A 22,779-nucleotide genomic window follows, 5' to 3' on the forward strand; every position below is an offset into this window, starting at 1 on the left:
TGGTTTTCTGCGTCATGGTTTCTCCTTTCCGATGCGCCGCTCAATGGCAAAGATGGCCAGCTGCGTACGGTCCCTCAGCTCCAGTTTCCCCAGCACATGGGTGAGATGGTTTTTGACGGTCCCCACGCTGATAAAGAGTTCCCTGGCGATCTCACGGTTGTTGAGCCCACGCCCCACACCGGCCACAATTTCGCGTTCTCGCTCGGTGAGCGGGAGTTCCTCGGCCGGGTGCAACACGGTCTCTTTCATACGACCGAGCACCTTGCCCAGCACCTGAGGTTCGATGAAGGCCCCACCTTTCATCACCTCTGTGAGGGCTTCTAAAATCTTCTCGGGCGATTGGCTTTTCAACAGATAACCATCGATCCCGGCGGCCAGCCCACCATCGATGTAATCGTCTCGGATGAAGGTGGTCAGGAGTACGACCTTGATCTGCGGGTATTTCTGTTTCAACCGTCTCGCCGTTTCGATGCCACCGAGACCCGGCATGTCGATATCCACCAGACAGAGGTCCGGGGTCTGCCTATCGAGGTGGGCGAGCAGTGTCTCGCCATCGGGGACAGTGAGCACCACCCTAACCTCTCCCTCTCCCTTGGCCTCCAGGACGGCCTTCAGCCCTTCCCGAACGACCGATTGGTCATCGGCTATCGCCAGTTTCATCACGGCAAACCTCCTTGTCGAGTTCCACATCGAGTACGAAACCCTCTTCCGTGCGAATCGCCAGTGATCCGCCCAGTTCTTCGATCCATTCGCGCATGCCACCGAGGCCTCTGCCCGGTATCGGCGGTGCGCTCACGATGCCATCGTCTGCAATGGTCAGATGGACGGATTGATCTCCTGCGGTGAGATACACCCGGAGGGCCTCTCCGTTGCTGTGTTTGAGAAAATTTGTAATGGCCTCCCGCACCACTGTTTTTACCGGTGTACAGGTCAGGTAAGCTTCGGCTCCCCCTGCCTCGAGGTCGACCGTGTAGCCCATGGCCGCGAGACGGGCGAGCATCCGGTCCACCGGTTCGATCCTGTGGAGATCACGCACCACCGCCTGTAGTTCGGACAACCCCTCGCGCAGCCTATCCTTGGCCGCCATCAGCTGGGGATCCTGCATGGTAGACATCTCCAATCGCAAGAGGACCTCGGTGAGACGGTGGCCCAGGGTATCATGAAGCGACCGGCTCATACGCTCTCTTTCCTTGACCAGGGTCAGCTGGTCGCGGTGGACCACTTCTTTGCGCAACCTGCTGTAGAGAGCAGCCACCGTTGCCTTTTCCGCCCGGTATCTATCGAGCAGAAGGATTCCCAGCGTGACGAAGAGCTGTAGGAGTCCGTAGAAGAGGACCATTTCGTTCAAGACGGTGGGGACCCCGTAAACCCAGGCGATGGGAAACTTAAACAGCGCCGCCAGGGTCAAGAGTACAAAGGTAAGCTTCCGATCCCTCTGGTCTTCATCAAAGGCATAGGCACCCAGGTTGTAAAGGTGCAGCAGGTGGGCCGTTGGGGACAGGAGCCGCGCCGACTGGAGTTCGATGCACACGGCACCGAGGGCCACCAGGGGATAGAGGGTGTGCGGCGGCACACGCCGCCATACCCTCATGGTGTAAAGGAGGGTTACCACCGCTATCCAGAACAAGATCCAGAGCCGTCGATTGCCCACGGGGGCTTCTTCCGCATAGTACAGCAGGCTAACGAGCATCCAGCCGCCCAATAGTATCCAGCGATGTGCCTTCCTCAACGTCTCTCCCCCCCTTATTGGCGCCCTACTCTCACTGTTCATTCTAACACGAAAGTCTCGAATTTTGGATCCTTTGTCCAGAAAGCAAGCAGAGGTACCGACACACGTCAGTACCTCTCTTTATCGGGCAAAGCCTCGTATTGTGCGAAGAGTTCTAGACAAGCCTCCCGTTCGATCGGGTGCATCTCGGGTTGATCCTCCTGAAACCTGGCATCGTCAAAACCGATTTTCTCTGCATCGCCGGCCGTGCAACCGTAATAGATGCGCCCGACCCTTGCCCATTGGATCGCTCCCTGGCACATGGGACAGGGTGCGCAGGTCGTGAACAATGTGCATTCGGACAAGTCGACGGTCGAAAGGGTCTCGGCCGCTTCGCGAATCGCCAACAACTCGGCGTGTGCCGTCGGATCCTTGCGATGGATCACCTCGTTGTGGCCCTTTCCGACCACTTTGCCATTGCAGATCACCACCGCCCCGAAGGGCCCACCGTGACCCGCTTTGATACCAACCCTGGCCTCTTCGATCGCCAGCTTCATCCAACCAATCATAGGATCACCTCCTAGGATACTCATACCCCAAAATGAAGAAAAACCCACGCAAAGCGTCGGTTCTCCTGTATGACTCCTCATCCGATAAAAAGTCGGCCGATTTGATAGATCAACCCGGATAATACCCAGGCAATGGCCAGCTGGTAGACCACAGAAAATCCCGTCCACTTCCAGGAATTCGTCTCACGCTTGATCACGCCGATCACCGCCACACAGGGCGTGTAAAGGAGAACGAAGACCAAGAAGGCGTAGATGGACAGGGGTGTGAACTGTGCGGACAAAGCCCCGTAGATCCCAGCCGCCGAGGCACTATCGGAAATCCCATAGAGGATGGACATATTGGCCACGACAATCTCTTTGGCGAAGATCCCCGTGAGCAGGCTCAGCGCAGCCTCCCAGGTACCGAATCCGTTGAAACGGAGGAGCGGGGCCAGCGCTTTACCGACGCTGGCGCCGAAGCTCTCGGTGATGGCAGCGGGTCCTGCAAAGTTGTAGTTCAAGACGAACCACAGGATCACGGAGGCCGCGAAGATGACAGTCCCCGCTTTGATCAAATACCCTTTGATCCGTTCGAAAACATGCACGAACAAGCTTTTGAGATCCGGTAGCCGGTAGCTCGGCATCTCCATGATAAAGTGGGAGGCCTCCCCCTTGAAAAGGGTGTGGCGAAGGACGAAAGCCGCCGCCAGGGCCACCACAATACCCAGCAGATAGAGCGAAAAGGTCACCAGAAAGGCCCGCTCCGGGAAAAAGGCCGATGATAAGAGCACGTAGACGGGAAAACGCGCCCCGCAGCTCATGAAGGGATTGATCAAAATCGCCAGGAGACGGTCGTTTTCATTTTCCAGGGTTCGCGTGGCCATAATGGCTGGCACGTTGCATCCGAAGCCCAAGATCATGGGGATGAAGGTCTTCCCACTGAGCCCCACCTTTGTCATCCACTGGTCCATGATGAAGGCAACGCGGGCCATATAGCCCGAATCCTCCAGAATCGAGATGAAGAAAAACAAGATCGCGATGTTGGGCACGAAGGTGAGCACACCTCCGACACCACCGATGACACCATCGACGATCAAATTGATCAGCCAAGGGGCCGTCGACAGGGCGACGAGACTTCCGCGGACCCATCCGGAGAGCAGCTCAGAGAAAAACACATCGATGTACTCGACGAAAACATTACCAATATTAAAGGTTAGGTAGAAGACCAACCCCATGATACCCAGGAAAATCGGGATTCCCCACACCTTGTTGAGCAGAACATTGTCGATGCGATCGGTGAGGGTGCTCCCGATGGGTCGTGCGTAGTGCACCACCTCAGCGATCAAGCGACCGATAAAGTCGTACTTTTGATGGATGATTTTCTCACCATTGTGATGATCGATTTCCAAGCTTCGAGAAAAGGTAACCTTCTCTCTGATGATCTCATCGTGTTCGAAGATCATCAGACTGGTCCAACGCTCGCGATCTGGATAGGGACCGGTCACGATGGCAGAAGAAATGGTCTCGAGCATCGCTTCCGTCTCCGCATCATAGGTAATCAGGGGATGGCCCTTGGGAGTCGCCTGATCTCCTGCGACGATTTTATCGAGCACCGCTTCCAGGTTTTCCCCCTTCAGCGCAACTATCGGGATCACAGGGACGCCGAGTCTTTCCGAGAGCAGGTCTGCATCGATGGTCATCCCGCGTTTCTCCGCTTCATCCATCATATTGAGCAGGATGATCGTGGGCATCCCCAGTTCGATCAACTGTGTGGACAGGTACAGGTTGCGCTCGAGGCTTGTGGCATCGACAATATTGACCACATAATCAAATCGCCCGTCTAAAAGGTACTCGCGGGCGATTTTCTCTTCAAGGGAATAGGGGGACAGGCTATAGATACCGGGTAAATCGACCACCTGGATCCTTGCATCCCGGTGGGTCAGGTGACCTTCTTTTCTCTCCACTGTCACACCGGCCCAGTTGCCCACGTAGTGGTTGGCACCGGTCAAGCGGTTGAAGAGCGTGGTCTTCCCTGCATTCGGGTTTCCGGCCAGACAGATGGTTCGCTCTTTCGACATAGCGACCACCTAGTTGAGCTGATCCACGAAAATTTTGTCGCACACGCCGCGCCCGAGGGCCAGACGCGTACCACGGACGCTCAGCATCATGGGTCCTCTTCCCGTATCCGACAAGACTTCTACCTCGACACCTGGTGTCAAGCCTAGGTCCGTCAACCGCTTCTTGAGTCGCATGCCCCAGTTGATATCCTTCAAGACCACGCGGGTCCCCTTTTTAGCACCAGATAATGACATAACTGTCAACCCCTTAATCGAAAGTATTTATCATTTGCTATCTTTATTGTAATGCGAATGAGAGGCGTTGTCAATGGCATGCGGTAAAACCTTAACAACCCTTCTGTCATTCGCTTTTGTTGGCCTTGATGATGGCCTGGGCAGCCAGTTGTGCCGACGCGAAGGCAAAATGCAAGTTGTATCCGCCCGTCCTGCCGTCGATATCGAGTATTTCTCCCAGTAGATAGAGTCCTGGTACTTTTTTCGACTCCATGGTCTTCGGGTTCACTTCCTCAAGAGAAACACCACCGCGCGTGACCATGGCCCGCTCATCCTTAATCCGATGAATCCGAAGGGGATGTGCCGTCAGGTGCTCCACCAATTGTGCGCGCTCTTTCTTGGTTAGATCGCCCAGCCGTTTCGCCGATAGGCTCCCGAGGAGGGCGGTGAGCAGACGTCCGGGGAGCTTTTCCTGGGCACCAAACCATGCTCCGACGGTCGTCGCACCCTTTGAAGCCGCGGCTTCGATAAGCTGCCCCTCTAGGTCGGCTCTCCAGAAATCCAAGCGGATCGTTTCACCTGCGGAAAGATCGCCGGCTTGATCTAAGACCAGCGGGCCGGATAAGCCGTCATGCGTGAAAAGCAGATCGCCTTCCGAACGTCGTCCGCGGGCATCTACCAGGGCGGCCGGTACGGCGATACCCGATAGCTTGTGAATCCAGGCGTCCTTCACTTCGACCGGGGCGAGCGAAGGTCTGGGCGCCCTAATACCATGGCCCATCCCCGCGGCCAGCTCATACCCGTCGCCGCTCGACCCCAGCTGTGGATAGGTGAAGCCACCCGTTGCCAAGAGCACACGACGGGCACTGTAGCGCTCTTTGTCGGTCTTCACGGTGAAGTAGCCGTTGTAAACGGAAAGACCGGTGACCGCAGTGGTGGTCCGGATTTGAATCCCCCGATCGATCGCCCGCTTCTTCAGGGCTCCGACGATATCCGAGGCCTTCAAGGACTCGGGGAACACCTTGCCATCTTCACGAACCAGACTGGGGACCCCCAACTCGTCAAAATGCGCGCGCAATTTCTCTGTGGTCAGCGCCCGTAAGGCAAACTTGGCGAAGCGTCCGTCGTGGAAAGCCTTCAGAAGTTCCTGCGGGCTCCCCGCGTGGCAGAAGTTGCACTGTCCACCGCCACTGGCCAGTACCTTGAGACCCGGTCGGTCCATTTTCTCCAGAAGGAGTACCTTTTCTCCGGCCAGCTGTGCAGCCGCGTATAGTCCGGCGGCACCGCCGCCAATGATGATCGTATCGTAAGTCATTCCATTTCTTCCTCTCATGGTTAAAGCCCTTTCCCATTTGGAAAAGGGCCCCGGGATCATCCCAGTAATTTTGCTTTCTTCGTCGTTTCTTCAACGGCCGTGATCAGAGCGCTTCTGAGCCCCTTGGCCTCGAGGGTCTTGATACCCTCTATCGTTGTACCACCCGGCGAGGAGACCATATCCTTGAGTTCGCCGGGATGCTTGTCTGTTTCGAGTACCAGCTTAGCCGCCCCGAGTACCGCTTGGGCGGCGAAGACGTAGGCATCTTCGCGTTTGAGGCCCATAAGAACGCCACCATCGGCCAGCGCCTCTATGAACATGAAAGCGAAGGCGGGTGACGACCCGCTGATCGCACTGATCGCGTCGATATCCTTTTCCTCCACGACCACGGCTCTTCCGCAGGCGTTGAACAGGTCGAGCACCGTCTGTAGCTCACGCTTGCTCACCTGATCGTTGGGGCTGATGGCCGTCATGCCGGCACCCACGAGGGCTGGGGTATTGGGCATGGCCCGAATGATCTTCATCTCGCGTCCGAAGGCCCGGGACATCTTGTTGATGGTGATGCCTGCAGCGATGGAGACAATCACCGTATCCTCCGCCACATCATCGCGAATCTCTTTGATAATCTTTTCCACGAGATGGGGCTTCACCCCCAACATAAGGATATTGGCCTTCTTGGCCACTTCCTTGTTCTCTAGGGCGATCTGAATCCCCAGCTGGTTGTTGGCCTCCTTCAGCTTATCGAAACTTTTCGTGCTAGCGATCACTTCTTCCGGTTTAAAGAGTCCGCTTTTAAGCGTTCCCTCGATAATAGCCGAAGCCATGTTCCCAAATCCTATCACACCGATCATGCTTCATTCCTCCTCATCTTATCATCTAACGCCTCCAAAAGCTCCCCTGGTTGATTTCCATGGTCGGGGTAAGAGACAAACAAATTGGTCATCTTGAAATGGTCGTAAGCATCCTTCTTGAGCTGGATTGCTTCGAAGTACTCTTTCATTTTGTCGAAAATCACACTGGTTCGACTGGCCTCACAGAAGGGATACACACTGATGAAAGCGTGATTGGAGTATCGAATAATGACATCTGTCTCCCAGTAGAACTCCTTAAGCGATACAAAGAGTTCCTGGATCAAGGTGTGGTAATGGTCATCGTCCACGATTTTCACATCATCATCAGGATGAATCATGACCACTCCGAGGCTGAGGGGATATCCCCCCTTCTCCGCTTTTTTCAATTCTCCCTTTAGGTATTGATCAAAGGGCATGACGACCTTGCCGATACGCATCTCCTCATCTTGAAAGGCGCTGAGCAGGTGACGCTTGACCCGGCGGTTCAGTTCGCGATCATCGATATCATGCAATATGTAATCCGTAGCACCGAGTTTGATCGCCTTGACAAAGGAAGATCTCGATGTCGTAGAGGTGAAGAGAACCACCGGCAGTCCCGGGCGCATGCGTCGCGCCAATTTCAACGCCTCGAACTCCTCTGCATTCTCGGCCACTTCCTCCATGATCACCAGATCCAGCGGTGTATCCTCTGAAGAAAGGAGCACCTGGAGAGCCGTCAGGGTCTGGGGCTCGATGAACTTGACGTTCTCATCGGAAAAGACCTTTTTGATCCGATTCTTAATGTACGTTCTCCGCTCGAAAATTGCTATGGTCTTCATCCACCACACCCCTCTATCTTCTATACTCTTCATTATACCCCATACACAGTGCCTTGGACAGCTGCGATTATGTCTGGGTACCACAGGAGCCCTTCCATTTGCTATAATAAGGTTATCGCACAATCACGCTGGGAGGGAAGAAACGATGGGACCGTCGATGTTCAAACAACTTAGAAGTGGTCAACTACCGCGGGCCATCGACCGATACCCACTCATCGGTAGGGATCGGCTGATCGCAGCCCTCGATGACGACCTCGAGTCCGCACGATTCGGAGCGGGTGGCTTCAAGCTGATTATCGGCGACTACGGTTTGGGCAAGAGCCTCTTGGCCGAGCATGTCAAGCAGCGGGGCCTGACCAGGAACTTCGTGGTCGCCCACCTCCAGCTGGACGAAGGGTTCCGCTTGCATCGCTTTGAAGATGTCTACTACCACCTCATGCACAACCTGTGGATGCAGGGACCACGCGGGGTGCGAAAGATCAGTTTGGACCGTTTGATCGACGACTGGATCCTGTCGATCCGACAAGAAACGGACAAGCGCGAAGCGCACGCGCAGATCAACCGGTTGATCGCAGACCTCCACGATGAACATCCTACCTTCGCAAGAGCCTTTCTCTTTTTGATCAAGGCCAAGATCACCGGTGATACGTCCATGGTCCGCGCCACCAGCAGTTGGCTGTCGGGGGATCTAACCGTTCCCCACGAAGTGAAAAAGCGGTTCGAGGTCAAGGGTGGTGTGGACAAGCATAATGCCTTCGATTTTCTGAGGGCCTTTCACCATCTCCTTTTGGCCATGGGCTACAATGGCTTCCTCCTCATCCTCGATGAACTCGATCTCATTGCAAGAAAACGTAGCGACCTGAGGGAGAAATCTCTGGAGAATCTCCGCACCCTGATCGATTACGCCTCCGGTGGCCACCTCGCTCATCATTACAGTCTGCTCTTGGGAACGCCGGCCTTGGCCCATACCCTCGGTGAATCAAGGGCCCTGTCTCAACGTCTGGTTCCCGACGGCCCTGCTAACGTGAAGAGTCCTACGGTCCTCCTAGAGGGCTTCAACCTTGAAGAGGCGGGGAACTTGACCCGGCTTCTTCTCGAGGGCTACGCTCTCCCACAGGACGGATGGAAAACCTATCGGAACCAGGCGCTGGTGATTCTGCAGAACAAAGGACACGCCATCCAACCGGTGAACCCACGGCAGTTCGTCACCACCCTGGTGGGACTGTTCGATCAACTGACCCTTCAAAATCCAGATTATTGATCACCACAAAGAAAAGGCCTCCGATCGACACTTTGCCGATCGGAGGTCCTTCTCATGTACCCAGGTAAGCCTTTTTCACTTCTTCGTTGACCAACAGCTCTCTTCCCGGACCCTCGAGCACAAGCCCGCCGGTCTCGAGCACATAAGCATAATCGGAAATCTCCAAAGCTACCTTGGCGTTCTGCTCGATCAGCAGGATGGTGACACCTTCCTTGCTGATGCGCTTGATAATCTCAAAGATATCCTTGACGATCAGCGGGGCCAAGCCCAAGGAGGGTTCATCCATCATCATGAGCTTTGGCTTTGTCATCAAGGCCCTGGCCACGGCCAGCATCTGTTGCTCCCCGCCGGACATCGTGCCCGCCTGTTGCCCGCTACGCTCTCGTAGGATCGGGAACAGATCATAGACCCACTCGATATCCTCCTTGACCTTCTCGTTATCCTTACGGGTGTAGGCGCCCAGGACCAAGTTCTCGTAGACGGTGAGATTGGCAAAGACACGACGGCCTTCCGGCACCAAGACGATGCCTTTCTTGACGATATCCACCGTGGTGAGCGCTGTAATGTCCTCGCCATTGTACAGGATCCTACCGTCCGTGGGCTTTTCCAAGCTCATGATCGAACGGAGGGTAGTCGATTTCCCGGCGCCATTGGCCCCGATCAACGAGATGATCTTACCTTGTTCCACCTCGATATCGATACCACGGAGCGCGTGAATCCCTCCATAGTGCACGTTCAGGTTTTCTATCTTCAGCATCTAATCAACCCCCAGATACGCTTCGATAACCTTCGGGTTGTTTTGGATCTCCGCCGGATTGCCTTCGGCGATGGTCTCGCCATGGTCCAGTACGTAGATTTTCTCACAGACCCCCATGATGACCTGCATATGGTGCTCGATCATCAGGATCCCCACGTCGAAGGTGTCACGGATTTCACGGATGAAGGCCATGAGTTCCATGGACTCCTGTGGATTCATTCCCGCGGCCGGTTCATCGAGCAACAGCAGTTTCGGATCGGTTGCCAGCGCCCGAGCGATCTCGAGACGCCGCTGTTTGCCGTAGGGTAGGGAAGAGGAGCGATCGTGTAAAGCATCCTTTAGACCCACCTGTTCGAGCAGCTCGATGGATTTATCGTAGATATGGGCTTCTTCCTTACGGTAGAAAGGACTTTTAAAGACCGACCCGAAGATCGTGGATTTCAGGCGTAGGTGATTGGCAATGATCACATTGTCCAGCACGCTGAGTTCTTTGAAGAGTCGGATGTTCTGGAAAGTCCTCGCCACACCGCGTTTTGTGATCTGATGGGGTTTTGCCCCGGTGATATCGTGGTTTTCAAAGAAGACCGATCCGTGGGTGGGTGCGTAGACACCAGTGATCATGTTGAACGCTGTGGTCTTGCCCGCTCCATTGGGTCCGATGAGACCCACGATCTCACGCTCGTCCACGGTGATGGACAGTTTGTCCACTGCCGTCAGACCACCGAATTGCATGGTCAGCTCATCGGTTCTCAAGATCGCCATGGCTACGCACCCCCTTTCTTATCTCGGAAACGTTTCACAAAGCGGTTCTTCGTGATCATATCCCAGTCCAGTTCATTGGTCCCCATGAGACCCCGTGGGTAGAACAGGATGACCGCCATCAGTAGCAAACTGAACAGCACCATCCGCATGCCTGGGATTCCGGGGATTGTGATGAAGCCGAGGGAGATGTCTGCCTCGATGAAACGGAGCACTTCCATCATCGCCGTGACGACAACCGCTGAGATCACGCTGCCGGTGATGCTACCGATACCGCCGAGTACCACGATGAGCAGAATATTGAAGGTCATCAGGAAACGGAACATCAGCGGGTCGATGGTCCCCATCATGTGGGCCAAGAGCCCTCCGCCTATACCCGCGAGAAAGGTTCCCAGGATAAAGGAGTAAACCTTGTGTTTGAACAGATCGATTCCCATGGCCTCCGCGGCAATTTCATCTTCCCTGATGGCCTTGAAGGCCTTTCCGTAACTACCGTCGATCAGGTATTTCATCAGGATGATCGTTAGGATTGCGAATCCCCAGGCCCAGAAAGTGTTCGTGTGCCGGGTGATTCCCTTCAGGCCGAGCGGTCCGTTGGTCAGCGACTGGAGATTGGTGAGCACCACGCGAATGATCTCACCGAACCCCAGCGTGGCGATGGCCAGGTAGTCATCGCGAAGTTTGAGCACCGGCGCGCCGATCAAGAAACCAAATAGCGCTGCCACGAGTCCCCCCATGAAAAGGGCCACGAGGAAGGGAAGCTGTACGTTCGCCAGGAAAGGCGCGATGGGCTTGAGGTAGAAATTCTGAGCCTTCAGCTCAGGTGACATGCTCAGGAGCACGGAGGTATAGGCCCCGATGGCCATAAATCCGGCGTGTCCGAGCGAGAAAAGACCGGTGAAGCCATTGATCAGGTTCAAACCCAGGGCCAGTACCACGTAAATACCCGAGAGATTGAGGATTCTCAGTTGGTACGAATCGAAGACCAGGTTGGCGACGATCAACAGAACGATCAAAAGGACCAAGGCGATGAGACTGTAACGAGTTTTCTGTGCTGTCGTCATGGTCTACACCTTCTCCTTCACGTTCGAACCGAGCAATCCGTTGGGCTTCACCATCAAGATCCCGATCAGCAGGACAAAGGCGAAAGCATCTCGGTATCCGCTGAGCGCCGGGAAGAAAGCAACGATCATGATCTCCATGAGCCCGAGGAGAAAGCCCCCGAGCAATGCGCCGCGGATGTTCCCAATGCCACCGACGACGGCAGCGATAAAGCATTTGAGACCGGGCATCAGGCCAAGGGTCGGGATCAACTGAGGGTATTTCGATCCCCACATGACACCACCGATGGCGGCCAGACCAGAACCCATACCAAAGGTGATCGAAATGATCTTGTTGACATCAATCCCCATGAGCTTCGCGGCTTCGTAGTCGCGACTGACGGCACGCATGGCCATCCCTGTTTTCGTCTTGTTAACGACGAAGAGAAGAATAGCCAGGGCTATGGCCGTGATCACGGGGATATAGAAGGTGACGCTCATGATCTTGATATCCCCCAGCGAAACCACCTGACTGAACAGGGGCGGTACTGGGAAAGCCTTCGGTCTACCGCCGAAGATAACAACGGCAAGGTTCTGTAGTAAGAAAGAGGCGCCGATGGCCGAGATCATGACCGAGATCCTGGGCTGATTTCTCAGCGGTTTGTATGCTGCCCGCTCGACCAGGATGCCGAAGGCCACCGTGAACAGGATGGCCAAGAGAAAGGCTAGGTACCAAGGAAGCATGAAGCTCGTCATCGCGTAGAAGGCGATATAGGTACCGACCATAAAAATCTCACCGTGGGCGAAGTTGATCAACCGGAGAATACCGTAGACCATTGTGTAGCCGATGGCCAGGAGCGCATACAAACTACCCAGGGAGATGCCGTTACTCAGATGCTGTAAGAATACGAAAAAAGACATAATACCTCCCATGAAAATGCGTAGACCTCTCGTGATAAAGAGGTCTACGTCTTTTTTTTAGTAAGGTTCTACCGTCGTCAGGTACTTGAACGCGCCATCATCCACGTGCTTGATCACAGCGCTCTTCACAGCATCGCCGTTCTCATCCAGTGTGACCATACCGGCCGCACCTTCGAAGTTTTCCGTGGCTGCGATGGCCTTCTGGATTTCCACCGGATCAGCACTACCGGCTCGCTCGATGGCATCCAAGATCAAGATGTAAGCATCGTAGCCAAGCGCCGTAACGGAAGCAGGCTCTTTGTCATAGCGTGATCTGTACTCAGCGAGGAAGATTTCACTCTCTGGCGTGATCGCGACTTCTGATGTGAAGAAAGTTGAGAAGACAGCACCTTCAACAGCTGCGCCACCGATATCGATAAACTCAGGTGCTTCCCATGTATCCGTACCGATGATTGGCGTCTCGATGCCCAGCTCACGCGCCTGTTTGATCAGAAGGGCAGATTCTGTGTAGTTACCCGGTGCAAAGATGACATCGGGATTCGTGTCTTTCACGCTGGTGAGCTGAGCGGTAAAGTCTTGGTCTCCCGTGTTGTAGCTGGACACCGTCAAGATCGCATCCTCATCACCCGTGATCTCTGTGAAGGCCCTTTCAAAGTACTGCACCAGACCCACGGAGTAATCCGATGAGATTTCCTGGATGATCGCAGCTTTCGAGGCGCCCAGTTCGTTGTAAGCGTAGCGCGCCATAACCGTTCCCTGGAAGGAATCGATGAAACAAACGCGAGAGTAATACTCTACACCCAAAGTAACCAATGGATTTGTACAGGATGCACCGACCGCGGGCACTTGCGCCTCATCTACGATGGGACCTGCGGCCATGGAGAATGAAGATCCCCAAGAACCGATAATCGCATTGACCTTCTCTTTTTCCACGAGCATCGTGGCAGCGTTGGCAGCTTCTACTTTATCCGACTTATTGTCCGCTACGACAAGTTCGACTTTTTTCCCGAGTACCTCAGGATACAATTCATTGGCCAGTTCGATTCCCTCGAGTTCCATGGCACCACCGGCAGCATTGGCTCCGGTCATTGGCTCGAAGACTCCGATCTTGATGACGTCGCTATCCGCTGCTGTCTCTTGTCCGCCACAGGCCGTCAACAAGAACATTCCCACGATCATTACGATAACTACATAACGCTTCATACGAAATACCCCTCCTCATTTTGTGTTAAAAAATTTTAACAATCATTCTATTATAATAAACACTTGTCCGCCAACTGTCAATAAGCCCCACGATAAAAAGAATCTTATACAGCATCTTTCTGACATGAAAAAAGCGCCCAAAACCTTAGTTTCTGGGCACTTTGAAAGTAAACCGCGTGCGTTTTCCCGGGAGGCTCTCGACTTCAACATCTCCCCCGATAGCCAACAGTTGTTGTTTCACGGCGAACAGGCCGAGCCCCCTACCGCTCATGACCTCGACTTGGTCCTTCGTGGTCATCTCCTCGAGAAATACCTTCTTCAAGAGGAGATGGTCCTCGATGGTCAGTTCCTCTTCTTCGCTGAGCAGTCTCTTCAAACGGAGTTTCTCCTTCAGGCGCTCGCGATTGATTCCCCGTCCATCATCCTCTATGATGAGGTAAATGCTGTTACCGATCTCCCGCCCCTGGCATCGGATCTTCCCTTTCTCGGGTTTGCCGGTGGCTACCCGCTCCGCCGCCGGTTCGATGCCATGTTCAATGGCATTTCTGAAGACATGATTCAACGATTTGACAAAGGGACTGTATACTTTCTCGTTCAGCAATAGATGTTCACCCTGGTATCGGATGGGTTCGATGGCGAGGCCGTTCTTATCGATGTACTCATTGAAATAGGTGATATGCGGTGCCAGGAGATCTTCAAGCGACGGGTAGGCCAATTCGACGAAATGATTATACAGTTTGTAATGCCGGTCTCGGCGCAGCAGTTCGGCAAATCCCTTGAAATCTTCTGGGTGCACCCGGATCCGCTTCGACCCCTTCAGCTCCGTCCCCATATAAGAGGTCAGGATCGCCAAGTCGCGCTCGAGGTGCTCCAGCGGTTGGTAAAAGCGCATGATCTCGATAAAACTCTGTTTATCCAGCGCTTCATCCTGCTTGATCTCATAGAGTTCGGTCTCGAGCGACCGCAGGAACCGGCTGATGTGAATCAGATGGAACTGTTCGAAGAGACCCACATAGGTATGCAGATCTGTCAGGATATGGATCAGAATCCGCGAGAGTACATCTTTAGAGCTCAAAATACTGTCGAGCTCAACGGCCGCATAATAACGAAAATCCTCCACTAGACTATTGAACGTGGCCCGGTTCTTGATGACCGCGGAGACCATGTTCAGCTGCAAGCGCTCCTGCTCCAGCCGATAGCTTTCCTTCAGAAGTGCCGTCTCATCACGGAATCGGATGAGGAGCCGGTCCGGGTCTTTCAAGAAGGTGTAATTCAGATGGTAGGTCCTCCGCTCGTTAACCCATTCCGTGGGTAAAAGGTCCATGAGCAGTTGCTTCTCCTGCTCTCCGGGCACCTTCAAAATCTTGCCGATCAGGGTGTGCAGATACTCCCTTCTCTCCACATGGTGCCCATATAGAAAACGATCGAGCTCTTTGCCCTTGAGACTCACATCAAAGAGCGGGTCTTCTCTCGCCACCAAGACCTCCAGCACGATCAGGGAGGGATCACAGATCACGATGCTCTCCGAGAGATTAGACAGGGCATCATCGATATGTCGTCCGAATATTGCTTCGTGATTTGCAGCATTGGGCGTAAGGGACATCAGACGGTCCAGGCGATAATGGTAGACCACCAAAAAGAGCTCGAGGAAAAAGATGACCAAGATGGCAAAGAACAGATGGTATCTTGTGTTCATATAGTGCAGATGATATGCTGCATCCGCCACGAAAAACACGGTGAGTAGCAAATGGAACAGCATGCCCAGTATTGCATACCCATTTTTCGTCTTCCGGTAGTGCGTCCAAAAGGCCCTTAGCATGTAGACCGTCATGGACAAAAGCACGAAGGCGTGCACATAGATCCAGTCGTCTAGGAACCGCTGCCGCATGTTCATGACGACCAGCACCGTGACCAGGCCATAGGTCTTAACGGTCCAAAGAACTCGTTCATCGATTTTTCCAGGTTGAATTTTGGTACTCACCAGGAAGGTGAGCGGTAACAGCAAATGGAAGGCTAGGGTATTGATACGTCCGAGGAGCCTCTCGGAAATCATGAAAAAGAGCTCTTGGTCGTAGCCAAAAATTCGCAAGGTCATGACCAGCAGAGCGACCAGTAAATAGGCGTAGAGCGTATAGTCACTTTCCCTGATCGTGCGGTGGTAAAAAATCGCATAGAGCACAAGTATGATAATGAGCATACAAAAGAGTAAAAAACCCATGTAGGAACGTGCCTCTAGATAACGTAGGATCTCCTCATAGGAGCCCCGAATGACACCAGGCGACTTCCAGTGCCGCTGATTTTCGGAAAGAAAATGAACGGTCACTTCGACAGCATCTGCTTCCTTGGGCTCAATACGATAGATCCCGTGCTCATCTGCGGCGAGTTCACGGTCTTCAGTGAAAACCCGTTGAAAAGACCACGTGTAGGGAAAATAAATTGCCGTGTCTTGCCCGGGATCAATCGGAATTTGTTTGGTCAATGTGCCGCGGTTGATGTCAGATCGTCTGAAGAGATCATTGAGATCTACCGTCTCATAGCGCGGGGCCCCTACTGCGGACTGGAGATAGCGACCACTGTAATACCGCCAATCCTGCTGTAGACCGGTGATCTCTGTATGCACGACCAGCTCCACGTACAAAAAGGCGACCAACAGGATCGCCAGTATCGGTATACCGTATTTTTTCATCCGTAACATCATCGATTGTTGCCCCCTCTACCCTTCCATTTTAACAGAGACGGATCTATAATAAAATAAGGAGACGTTTTTTAAAAGTGAATCTGAAGGAGGTCCCAATTTGCTTGACTACCATATGATCATCCAATCGATCGACACAGATGATACCGGCCGCATCATTTTGCGCATGAAACCGGAAATCGCTCAGTTCCTGGGCGAAGAATCCCACCGCACCAGCCTGAAGCAGATGCTGGAGGCTATCCTGAAGGAGGATTTTCTCAAACTGGAAATCGGCGGCCAGAATCTTCGGATCACCGTTGCCGATGGCAAACAGGAACTTGCAATCGAGCGTATTAAGGAAGAGATCTCAAACGCCCTGCAGCTGGCCTCTAGTTTCTCCGAGTCTTCAAAAGGTCCGATCAACTAGAAAATCCCTCGGGGGCACTTCTGCCTCCGGGGGATCTTTGCCGTACTCTTGTGAGGATCATTTCAACAGTGGTGAAATCTTCTTGTAGATGAGGGCCGTGATAATCATGATCACAACACCCTTGAGCAGATTGAAAGGCACCACCCCGTAGATCACGAGGGTCCTTACATCCACGATGGCCGCGTTCGCCTGTTGGCCCATAGCGATGATCGCATCGATGGGCATGAAGTTCTGGTAAAAGGGGATCAGTACGAAATAATTGGCCAGCGCTCCCACGATTGCCATGCTGACGATACCAACCAGCATACCCACGATCGCGCTTTTTCTCGATTTATCGCGATAGTAGATTGCCGATGCCGGGCCCACCAACGCCACGCCGATTACAAAATTAGCCAGTTCCCCAACGCCACCGGTCGACGTTTGGAACAGGTGCAAAAGATTCTTGATCAGTTCCACCATGATCCCTGCCACGGGACCCAGTGCGAATCCCGCGATAAGAGCCGGCAGATCACTTAGATCGATCTTGAGGAAAGCGGGGAAAAAGACAATGGGAAATTCGATGTACATAATCAAAAAGGCAATGACAGATAGGATGGCCACCTTTGTCATCACATTCACCTTCAAAAGTGAACCTCTCTTCTTTTGGTTGTCCATTCGGGAATACCTCCTGTGTTTTTGATAACGTAATCGGAGCATGAAAAAAACCCCGAAGCATCAGACAAGGCTCCAGGGTTTGCGCTCAAAAAAAGCTATGCTTCTTCTTCCATCCAGACTTTAACTGTCGGCTCTGGAATCTCACCAGATCAACCTCTCGGCTCGCGGGCTCTACCGCCGGTGGGGACTTACACCCCGCCCTGAAGAACTATTATTCATTTGCATATAAAAGATAACACAGGAAAAGCTTAGTGTCAACTATTTCACGAGTTCTTTTACCACGGCTAAAGCCGCATCGTAATCCGGTTCTGTACTCACCTCGGGTACGTACTCAACATACTGTACTTTTCTCGATGGGTCGATCACGACGACTCCTCTCGCCAGCATACGGGTCTCCTTCATAAGAAAACCGTACTTTTCACCGAACTCCACATCCCTGTAATCACTGACCACGCGGATGGTGTCCACACCCTCTTCTGAGCAGAATCTTTTTTGCGCAGTAGGTAGATCCACGCTGATCTGTACAATCTGAACACCCTCTCCCAGGGCCTCAGCTTCCTCATTGAATCGTTGTGCCTGCAAAGAGCAAACGCGCGTATCTAGGGAGGGTGCAGCGCTTAATACCACTACTTTTCCTTCCGTCTCTTCATAGAGAGAGAAAACCGAGAAGTCCTGACAAAGTGCATTGAAATCCGGCGCCTTATCCCCTGGCTTGATCGGATCTCCGACCAGTGTCACGGGAATACCTTTGGATGTTACCTTGACTGTCATGTGATATCCTCCTATCCTGTGATAAATATTCTCAATCCGTCTTTTCTATTGATACCTGTCCTGATGTGCTCTAAACAAATTCTTGGTTACTCCATCCCATACGGTGGTATCTGTATAGCGTTAGGAGTCCTTCTGAGCACTTGACAGATTTGTTATAATACATGGTAGGAGGTAACATACATGAACAAAGCAAGCCTAGTTTTATCCATCTTATTGATCGTCGCAATCTCCCTAGCCGGTTGTGCGGAAGCTCCAGTAACAGACCGTCCGGTCATCGGCACGAGCATCATGCCTCTCGCGGCCATGGTGGAAGCCATCGCCGGAGATACGGTGGATGTTGCCGTCGCCGTTCCCACGGGATCGAGTCCGACGAACTACCAACCGTCCCCTCGCGAACTGACGTCTCTATCTGAGGCCTCTCATTACTTCAGTGTCGGCACGCCGTCAGATCTCGCCTCGACGATCGATCGGCTACAGGATCTGAATGACAACCTTACGGTCCACCGTCTAGACGATCTCGTGCAGGAGACGTACCCCGCCCGGTATTTTGAAGAAGGGGAGCACCAACACGACGACGATGCAGAACACGGACACGACGACGATGCAGACCTCGAACATGACGACGATGCAGACCACGGACATGACGACGATGCAGACCACGGACACGACGACGATGCAGACCACGGACATGACGACGATGCAGACCACGGACATGACGACGATGCAGACCACGGACATGACGACGATGCAGACCACGGGCACGACGACGATGCAGATCACGCCGATGAGGAGGAGGCGCACGACCATGAACAGGGGCAGAAGGATCCTCATATCTGGCTCAGTCCACGTCGCGCCATGTTGATGGTCGATGAGATTGCGCGCGTCCTCTCGGAGGTAGCCCCGGAGCATGCAGAGCGGTATGCTGAGAACGCTGCTTCCTTCAGAGAGGAACTCGAGTCCATCGACGAAAGGATCCGCGCACGACTAGAAGAGGTTGAGAACAAAACCTTTATCATGTACCACCCTTCGCTGGGGTATTTCGCCGACGACTATGGTCTCGAGATGCTGGCCATTGAAGCCGGTGGCAAAGAGGCCACAGTGAACCAGCTCAAGGATGTTATCGATTTCGCTCTGGCGAACGACATCCGGGTCATTTTCTATCAAGATGAAATCACGTCCAAACAAGCGGAGACCATCGCCGAGAGTATCGATGGCGAGACTGTAGCCGTGTCCCCCTTGTCCGGCGATTACCTGGCGAATCTCGAGAAGATCGCCAGCACCCTCGAAGAACATCTACGCTAGGAGTCCTTATCATGATCAGTATACGCAACCTCACGGTTTCCTACGGTGAGACCCAGGTTTTGGATCGGGTCAACCTCGAAGTCTCTGACCGCGATTTCGTCGGGATCATCGGACCGAACGGGGCCGGAAAATCCACCCTGCTCAAGGCTATCTTGGGCCTGATCAAACCGGACAGTGGTGAGGTCGTCTTCACCGGACCCGCTACCATCGGCTATGTACCCCAGCTCGTCCACTTTGAGAACCGCTTTCCCATCCGGGTTCGCGACGTGGTATTATCCGGTGCTCTCGATCCACCGATCCGGCCTTTCCATCGCTACGGGAAGATCGAACGATCTATGGCAGAGAAATGGATGAAATCACTCGGGATCGATCAACTCGCCAGGCGGCTGATGCATCAGCTCTCCGGCGGTCAGAAGCAAAAAGTGCTCATAGCCCGAGCCCTGATGAGAAAGCCCGATATCCTTGTGCTCGATGAACCCACCGCCAGCATCGATGCCAGTAGCCGAACGGAAATTTTCGAAATCCTCAAGACGCTCAACGAAGACATGGCGATCCTTCTGGTGAGCCATGATGTGGGTGTGATTTCTTCCTACGTGAAGCGGATCGCTTGCATGAACATCCAGCTGATCGATCACAACGAGCCCGAGCTTGATCATGATACGATCGAAAAGATCTACGGGTGTCCGGTGGATCTGATCAGCCATGGTGATGTTCCTCACCGAGTGCTTCACGTACACGAGCACGCGCACAAAGGGGGGCACAGCTCATGATTGCCGATCTCCTGAGGTACCCTTTCCTTCAGAACGCCCTCATTGGGGCGCTGCTCGCCAGTGTGGTCTGTGGCATCATCGGCACTGTGGTCGTGGAGAAACGACTCGTGATGCTGTCCAGCGGCATCGCCCATACGGCCTTCGGCGGTATTGGTTTCGGATATTTTCTGAGCATCGAACCCATTGTGGGCGCCCTGCTTTTCGCCGTGGTATCCGCTCTGGCCATCACCCGGATCAAACGGTCCTCCATGGCCGGTGCCGATGCCCTCACGGGCATGTTCTGGTCTGCCGGCATGGCATTGGGCATCTTGTTCATCGCCCTGACGCCCGGTTATCCCCCGGATATGAACAAGTATCTGTTCGGCGATATCCTGACGATCTCCTCCACCCAGCTCCAGATTATCGGGGGTACAGGGGTCGTTGTGGCCCTCTCCTTCGTCTTGTTCTTCGATTACTGGCGAGCCTATCTATTCGATGAAGAGTTCGCGAAGGTCATCGGGTTGAACACGGCGGCCTTCGAGTACTACTTGTTCCTGCTCGTGGCCCTTGCCACCGTGGCACTGATCCAACTGGTGGGCATCATTCTGGTGATGGCGCTTCTGACCATCCCGCCCACGATGAGCCGCCATTATTTCGATGATTTCAAGACCATCATCTTCTCGAGTATCGGCCTGGGGATCCTGTTCTCCACCGTTGGGCTCACCTTGAGCTACTATCTGGATATCCCCTCCGGTGCAACGATCATCCTGGTCAGCATCACGGGATACCTTGTCTCACACATCATGAAACCCGCAGCCTAGGCTGCGGGTTTCTCTTATTTGTGGCCTTCTTTGGGTACGATACAGATAAAGCGGAAGGTCCCCTCACCAGTATTCTGGAACTGGTGGTGCTTCCCGGCGGGTACGTAGGCATAGGATCCGGCCTTCACCGCGATATCCTCGCCGTCGAGGTGGAGGGTACCCGTTCCCTCGATCATATAGTTGATGTGCGGCCAGGGGTGTTCGTGCCTGGGCGAATATCCACCTTCCCCCAGCTCGATGATACGCATCACATGGGAGTCCCAGCCCTCTTCGGGTGAGACGAGCACCTTCATGGCTGCATTTTTCACGGCGTCACCGCTTAGTACCTTGGCCTTGAGATCCTTTTCATTGGCAACGATCATGGTTATTCCTCCTTTGGTTTCTTTGTGCCCTCATTATACCATATTTTAGATAAATGATAATCATTAGCCCCTCGAAATAATTGATGGTGCAACTGGATTTTGCTATACTGAGTACAGGAAAAAGGAGGGCACTATGGACTTCAGACAGAAGCGCGAGCTGATCTTAAACGGGGCAATGACCCGCGTGATCCTGACGCTCTCATTACCCATGATGATCAATAACTTCATTCAGACCATCTACAACCTCACCGACACCTACTTTGTCAGCCGTATCGGTGGAAACGAGGTCGCCGCCATCCAGTTCACCTGGCCCATGATGTTCTTCATGATGAGTTTCGGCATCGGGTTCTCCATGGCCGCTACCAGCCTGATGAGCCAGTATATCGGCGCCCACGATGATGAGAAAGCACAGCGTGTCGGTGGACAGATCCTGCTCATCAGTCTGGTCTTCTCCACCATCGTAGGCATCGCCGGCGGACTCCTATCCAGGCCGATCCTCACCCTGATGGGCATCGAGGGCGACCTACTGGCCAATGCCGATGCCTATCTCAGCGTCATGTTCTACGGCATGCCAGGGATGTTCATGATCTTCGCTTACAATGGGGTTCGGAACGGGCAGGGCGATACCCTCCGTCCCATGATCCTCAGTGCCTTTTCCGTTGGCCTGAATATCCTGCTCGATCCGATCTTCATCTTCACCCTCGGTATGGGCGTGCGCGGCGCGGCCATCGCCACGGTGATCAGCCGGGTGCTCTTCGGCACCCTCGCCGTGACCAAGCTCTTCTTCAACCGAGATCTGCGGATCTCCCCGGAGGACCTGGTGCCCGATCCTGCCGTGATCCGCAAGATCACGGGAATCGGTTTGCCTTCCTCCGTGGGACAGTCCACTGCCGCGCTGGGCTTCGCGGTCCTCAACATCTTCATCGTCTCCTTCGGTGAGAGCACGCTCACAGCCTTCGCCATTGGCAACCGCATCAGCAGTCTGGTCCTGATGCCCGCCATGGGCATCGGCAGTGCCCTGGCCAGCATCGTGGGGCAGAACCTCGGGGCCGATCAGATCGAAAGGAGCCGGGCCTCCGTGAAGAAGAGTGCCCAGCTCTCCACTCTTTTTCTTGCCATCGGGGGGAGCATCCTCTTATTCTTCGCAAGGGACATCGTCAATCTCTTCGCGAATACACCTGCGCAGGCGGAACAAAGTTTGACTTACATGCGCCTCATCGTGGTCAGCCTACCGCTCATGGGCTTCTTCCAGATCTTCATCGGCGTCTTCCAGGGATCTGGACACACGATGTACGCCATGGCCATGATGATGGGCCGACTCTGGGTCCTGCGGATTCCGATGATCTTGCTCTTCAAGTCCTATACGGATTTCGGGCCCAATGGTGTGTGGTACGCGATGGTCTTATCAAATCTGCTCACCGTCCTGTTCGGTCTCTCCATCTACCTCACCGGCCGGTGGGAGCAAAAAGTTATCAAAAAAAGCGAGGTCCTGGGTGTAGAAGCACCCTAATCTGGACCCTATGTCAAGGACAATTAAAAAAAGAGAG

23 protein-coding genes and 1 riboswitch are annotated in these 22,779 nt (G+C 53.8%); of the genes, 6 read left to right on the forward strand and 17 right to left on the reverse strand.

The genetic code is table 11. The features are described 5' to 3' along the window. Nucleotides 1-12 precede the first annotated feature (12 nt). The 8 genes from ACULM0_RS06865 to ACULM0_RS06900 form a co-directional block, all read right to left on the reverse strand. Nucleotides 13-660 carry a response regulator gene (locus ACULM0_RS06865; RefSeq protein WP_463679682.1) on the reverse strand — a complete coding sequence of 216 codons (648 nt, stop codon included), beginning with the start codon at nt 658-660 and terminating at the stop codon, nt 13-15. Continuing rightward, nucleotides 638-1,729: a sensor histidine kinase gene (locus ACULM0_RS06870; RefSeq protein ID WP_463679683.1), complete on the reverse strand. Its 1,092-nt coding sequence runs from the start codon at nt 1,727-1,729 to the stop codon at nt 638-640. The genes ACULM0_RS06865 and ACULM0_RS06870 overlap by 23 nt, the downstream gene beginning before the upstream one ends. Before the next feature lie 107 nt (nt 1,730-1,836). Beyond that, on the reverse strand, nt 1,837-2,277 hold the full coding sequence (locus ACULM0_RS06875) for a nucleoside deaminase (RefSeq protein ID WP_463679684.1): 441 nt from the start codon (nt 2,275-2,277) through the stop codon (nt 1,837-1,839). Nucleotides 2,278-2,354: 77 nt separating this feature from the next. Next, nucleotides 2,355-4,334 carry a ferrous iron transport protein B gene (gene feoB / locus ACULM0_RS06880; protein WP_463679685.1) on the reverse strand — a complete coding sequence of 660 codons (1,980 nt, stop codon included), beginning with the start codon at nt 4,332-4,334 and terminating at the stop codon, nt 2,355-2,357. A 9-nt stretch (nt 4,335-4,343) separates the two neighbouring features. After that, nucleotides 4,344-4,568 carry a FeoA family protein gene (locus ACULM0_RS06885; protein ID WP_463679686.1) on the reverse strand — a complete coding sequence of 75 codons (225 nt, stop codon included), beginning with the start codon at nt 4,566-4,568 and terminating at the stop codon, nt 4,344-4,346. 106 nt (nt 4,569-4,674) lie between these two features. Next, nucleotides 4,675-5,862 (reverse strand): BaiN/RdsA family NAD(P)/FAD-dependent oxidoreductase, encoded by a 1,188-nt coding sequence (locus tag ACULM0_RS06890; RefSeq protein WP_463679687.1) that lies wholly within the window; start codon nt 5,860-5,862, stop codon nt 4,675-4,677. Nucleotides 5,863-5,918: 56 nt separating this feature from the next. Continuing rightward, the gene (proC, locus tag ACULM0_RS06895; RefSeq protein WP_463679688.1) at nt 5,919-6,713 is read right to left on the reverse strand and encodes a pyrroline-5-carboxylate reductase; all 795 of its coding nucleotides are present in this window, start codon (nt 6,711-6,713) and stop codon (nt 5,919-5,921) included. After that, nucleotides 6,710-7,531: a hypothetical protein gene (locus ACULM0_RS06900; protein ID WP_463679689.1), complete on the reverse strand. Its 822-nt coding sequence runs from the start codon at nt 7,529-7,531 to the stop codon at nt 6,710-6,712. The genes proC and ACULM0_RS06900 overlap by 4 nt, the downstream gene beginning before the upstream one ends. Nucleotides 7,532-7,676: 145 nt before the next feature. Here ACULM0_RS06900 and ACULM0_RS06905 point away from each other — a divergent pair, with 145 nt between their 5' ends. Beyond that, entirely contained in the window at nt 7,677-8,792 is a 1,116-nt protein-coding gene (locus tag ACULM0_RS06905) for a BREX system ATP-binding domain-containing protein (protein ID WP_463679690.1), read from the forward strand. 52 nt (nt 8,793-8,844) lie between these two features. Here the strand turns inward: ACULM0_RS06905 and ACULM0_RS06910 are convergent, their stop codons facing one another. The 6 genes from ACULM0_RS06910 to ACULM0_RS06935 form a co-directional block, all read right to left on the reverse strand. Beyond that, on the reverse strand, nt 8,845-9,549 hold the full coding sequence (locus tag ACULM0_RS06910) for an ABC transporter ATP-binding protein (protein WP_463679691.1): 705 nt from the start codon (nt 9,547-9,549) through the stop codon (nt 8,845-8,847). Next, nucleotides 9,550-10,311, reverse strand: coding sequence for an ABC transporter ATP-binding protein (locus ACULM0_RS06915; protein WP_463679692.1), 762 nt, complete (start codon nt 10,309-10,311; stop codon nt 9,550-9,552). Between the two features lie 2 nt (nt 10,312-10,313). Further along, nucleotides 10,314-11,372, reverse strand: a complete 1,059-nt coding sequence (locus tag ACULM0_RS06920; RefSeq protein WP_463679693.1) for a branched-chain amino acid ABC transporter permease — start codon at nt 11,370-11,372, stop codon at nt 10,314-10,316. 3 nt (nt 11,373-11,375) lie between these two features. Continuing rightward, nucleotides 11,376-12,269, reverse strand: coding sequence for a branched-chain amino acid ABC transporter permease (locus ACULM0_RS06925; RefSeq protein ID WP_463679694.1), 894 nt, complete (start codon nt 12,267-12,269; stop codon nt 11,376-11,378). A gap of 57 nt (nt 12,270-12,326) precedes the next feature. Beyond that, nucleotides 12,327-13,472: an ABC transporter substrate-binding protein gene (locus ACULM0_RS06930; protein ID WP_463679695.1), complete on the reverse strand. Its 1,146-nt coding sequence runs from the start codon at nt 13,470-13,472 to the stop codon at nt 12,327-12,329. A 145-nt stretch (nt 13,473-13,617) separates the two neighbouring features. Then, nucleotides 13,618-16,170: an ATP-binding protein gene (locus ACULM0_RS06935; RefSeq protein WP_463679696.1), complete on the reverse strand. Its 2,553-nt coding sequence runs from the start codon at nt 16,168-16,170 to the stop codon at nt 13,618-13,620. Between the two features lie 97 nt (nt 16,171-16,267). Here ACULM0_RS06935 and ACULM0_RS06940 point away from each other — a divergent pair, with 97 nt between their 5' ends. After that, complete coding sequence (locus ACULM0_RS06940; RefSeq protein ID WP_463679697.1) at nt 16,268-16,573, forward strand: hypothetical protein; 306 nt, start codon at nt 16,268-16,270, stop codon at nt 16,571-16,573. A gap of 57 nt (nt 16,574-16,630) precedes the next feature. Here the strand turns inward: ACULM0_RS06940 and ACULM0_RS06945 are convergent, their stop codons facing one another. Continuing rightward, the gene (locus ACULM0_RS06945; protein WP_463679698.1) at nt 16,631-17,227 is read right to left on the reverse strand and encodes an ECF transporter S component; all 597 of its coding nucleotides are present in this window, start codon (nt 17,225-17,227) and stop codon (nt 16,631-16,633) included. Between the two features lie 97 nt (nt 17,228-17,324). After that, nucleotides 17,325-17,439, reverse strand: a riboswitch (FMN riboswitch). Between the two features lie 46 nt (nt 17,440-17,485). Then, nucleotides 17,486-17,998, reverse strand: coding sequence for a thiol peroxidase (gene tpx, locus ACULM0_RS06950; protein ID WP_463679699.1), 513 nt, complete (start codon nt 17,996-17,998; stop codon nt 17,486-17,488). Nucleotides 17,999-18,178: 180 nt separating this feature from the next. On the opposite strand from tpx, the gene ACULM0_RS06955 reads away from it, so the two are divergent. Genes ACULM0_RS06955 through ACULM0_RS06965 form a run of 3 tightly spaced genes read left to right on the forward strand, consistent with a single transcriptional unit; the run spans nt 18,179 to nt 20,870 of the window. Beyond that, a complete protein-coding gene (locus ACULM0_RS06955) occupies nt 18,179-19,300 on the forward strand; it encodes a metal ABC transporter solute-binding protein, Zn/Mn family (protein WP_463679700.1) in 1,122 nt (373 codons plus the stop codon). Between the two features lie 11 nt (nt 19,301-19,311). Further along, complete coding sequence (locus ACULM0_RS06960; protein ID WP_463679701.1) at nt 19,312-20,070, forward strand: metal ABC transporter ATP-binding protein; 759 nt, start codon at nt 19,312-19,314, stop codon at nt 20,068-20,070. Then, nucleotides 20,067-20,870 carry a metal ABC transporter permease gene (locus ACULM0_RS06965; RefSeq protein WP_463679702.1) on the forward strand — a complete coding sequence of 268 codons (804 nt, stop codon included), beginning with the start codon at nt 20,067-20,069 and terminating at the stop codon, nt 20,868-20,870. The genes ACULM0_RS06960 and ACULM0_RS06965 overlap by 4 nt, the downstream gene beginning before the upstream one ends. 14 nt (nt 20,871-20,884) lie before the next feature. Here the strand turns inward: ACULM0_RS06965 and ACULM0_RS06970 are convergent, their stop codons facing one another. Beyond that, nucleotides 20,885-21,232: a cupin domain-containing protein gene (locus ACULM0_RS06970; RefSeq protein ID WP_463679703.1), complete on the reverse strand. Its 348-nt coding sequence runs from the start codon at nt 21,230-21,232 to the stop codon at nt 20,885-20,887. A 133-nt stretch (nt 21,233-21,365) separates the two neighbouring features. On the opposite strand from ACULM0_RS06970, the gene ACULM0_RS06975 reads away from it, so the two are divergent. Next, a complete protein-coding gene (locus ACULM0_RS06975; protein ID WP_463679704.1) occupies nt 21,366-22,742 on the forward strand; it encodes an MATE family efflux transporter in 1,377 nt (458 codons plus the stop codon). Nucleotides 22,743-22,779 lie beyond the last annotated feature (37 nt).

Source organism: Halotolerantifilum yawarlongkerapense (assembly GCF_054506745.1).

Bases quoted from the DNA above. Each gene is read 5' to 3' on its own strand.
- ACULM0_RS06865 (WP_463679682.1), bottom strand. From the start codon at position 660: ATGAAACTGGCGATAGCCGATGACCAATCGGTCGTTCGGGAAGGGCTG.
- ACULM0_RS06875 (WP_463679684.1), bottom strand. From the start codon at position 2,277: ATGATTGGTTGGATGAAGCTGGCGATCGAAGAGGCCAGGGTTGGTATC.
- feoB (WP_463679685.1), bottom strand. From the start codon at position 4,334: ATGTCGAAAGAGCGAACCATCTGTCTGGCCGGAAACCCGAATGCAGGG.
- ACULM0_RS06885 (WP_463679686.1), bottom strand. From the start codon at position 4,568: ATGTCATTATCTGGTGCTAAAAAGGGGACCCGCGTGGTCTTGAAGGAT.
- ACULM0_RS06890 (WP_463679687.1), bottom strand. From the start codon at position 5,862: ATGACTTACGATACGATCATCATTGGCGGCGGTGCCGCCGGACTATAC.
- proC (WP_463679688.1), bottom strand. From the start codon at position 6,713: ATGATCGGTGTGATAGGATTTGGGAACATGGCTTCGGCTATTATCGAG.
- ACULM0_RS06900 (WP_463679689.1), bottom strand. From the start codon at position 7,531: ATGAAGACCATAGCAATTTTCGAGCGGAGAACGTACATTAAGAATCGG.
- ACULM0_RS06905 (WP_463679690.1), top strand. From the start codon at position 7,677: ATGGGACCGTCGATGTTCAAACAACTTAGAAGTGGTCAACTACCGCGG.
- ACULM0_RS06910 (WP_463679691.1), bottom strand. From the start codon at position 9,549: ATGCTGAAGATAGAAAACCTGAACGTGCACTATGGAGGGATTCACGCG.
- ACULM0_RS06915 (WP_463679692.1), bottom strand. From the start codon at position 10,311: ATGGCGATCTTGAGAACCGATGAGCTGACCATGCAATTCGGTGGTCTG.
- ACULM0_RS06920 (WP_463679693.1), bottom strand. From the start codon at position 11,372: ATGACGACAGCACAGAAAACTCGTTACAGTCTCATCGCCTTGGTCCTT.
- ACULM0_RS06925 (WP_463679694.1), bottom strand. From the start codon at position 12,269: ATGTCTTTTTTCGTATTCTTACAGCATCTGAGTAACGGCATCTCCCTG.
- ACULM0_RS06930 (WP_463679695.1), bottom strand. From the start codon at position 13,472: ATGAAGCGTTATGTAGTTATCGTAATGATCGTGGGAATGTTCTTGTTG.
- ACULM0_RS06935 (WP_463679696.1), bottom strand. From the start codon at position 16,170: ATGATGTTACGGATGAAAAAATACGGTATACCGATACTGGCGATCCTG.
- ACULM0_RS06945 (WP_463679698.1), bottom strand. From the start codon at position 17,227: ATGGACAACCAAAAGAAGAGAGGTTCACTTTTGAAGGTGAATGTGATG.
- tpx (WP_463679699.1), bottom strand. From the start codon at position 17,998: ATGACAGTCAAGGTAACATCCAAAGGTATTCCCGTGACACTGGTCGGA.
- ACULM0_RS06955 (WP_463679700.1), top strand. From the start codon at position 18,179: ATGAACAAAGCAAGCCTAGTTTTATCCATCTTATTGATCGTCGCAATC.
- ACULM0_RS06960 (WP_463679701.1), top strand. From the start codon at position 19,312: ATGATCAGTATACGCAACCTCACGGTTTCCTACGGTGAGACCCAGGTT.
- ACULM0_RS06965 (WP_463679702.1), top strand. From the start codon at position 20,067: ATGATTGCCGATCTCCTGAGGTACCCTTTCCTTCAGAACGCCCTCATT.
- ACULM0_RS06970 (WP_463679703.1), bottom strand. From the start codon at position 21,232: ATGATCGTTGCCAATGAAAAGGATCTCAAGGCCAAGGTACTAAGCGGT.
- ACULM0_RS06975 (WP_463679704.1), top strand. From the start codon at position 21,366: ATGGACTTCAGACAGAAGCGCGAGCTGATCTTAAACGGGGCAATGACC.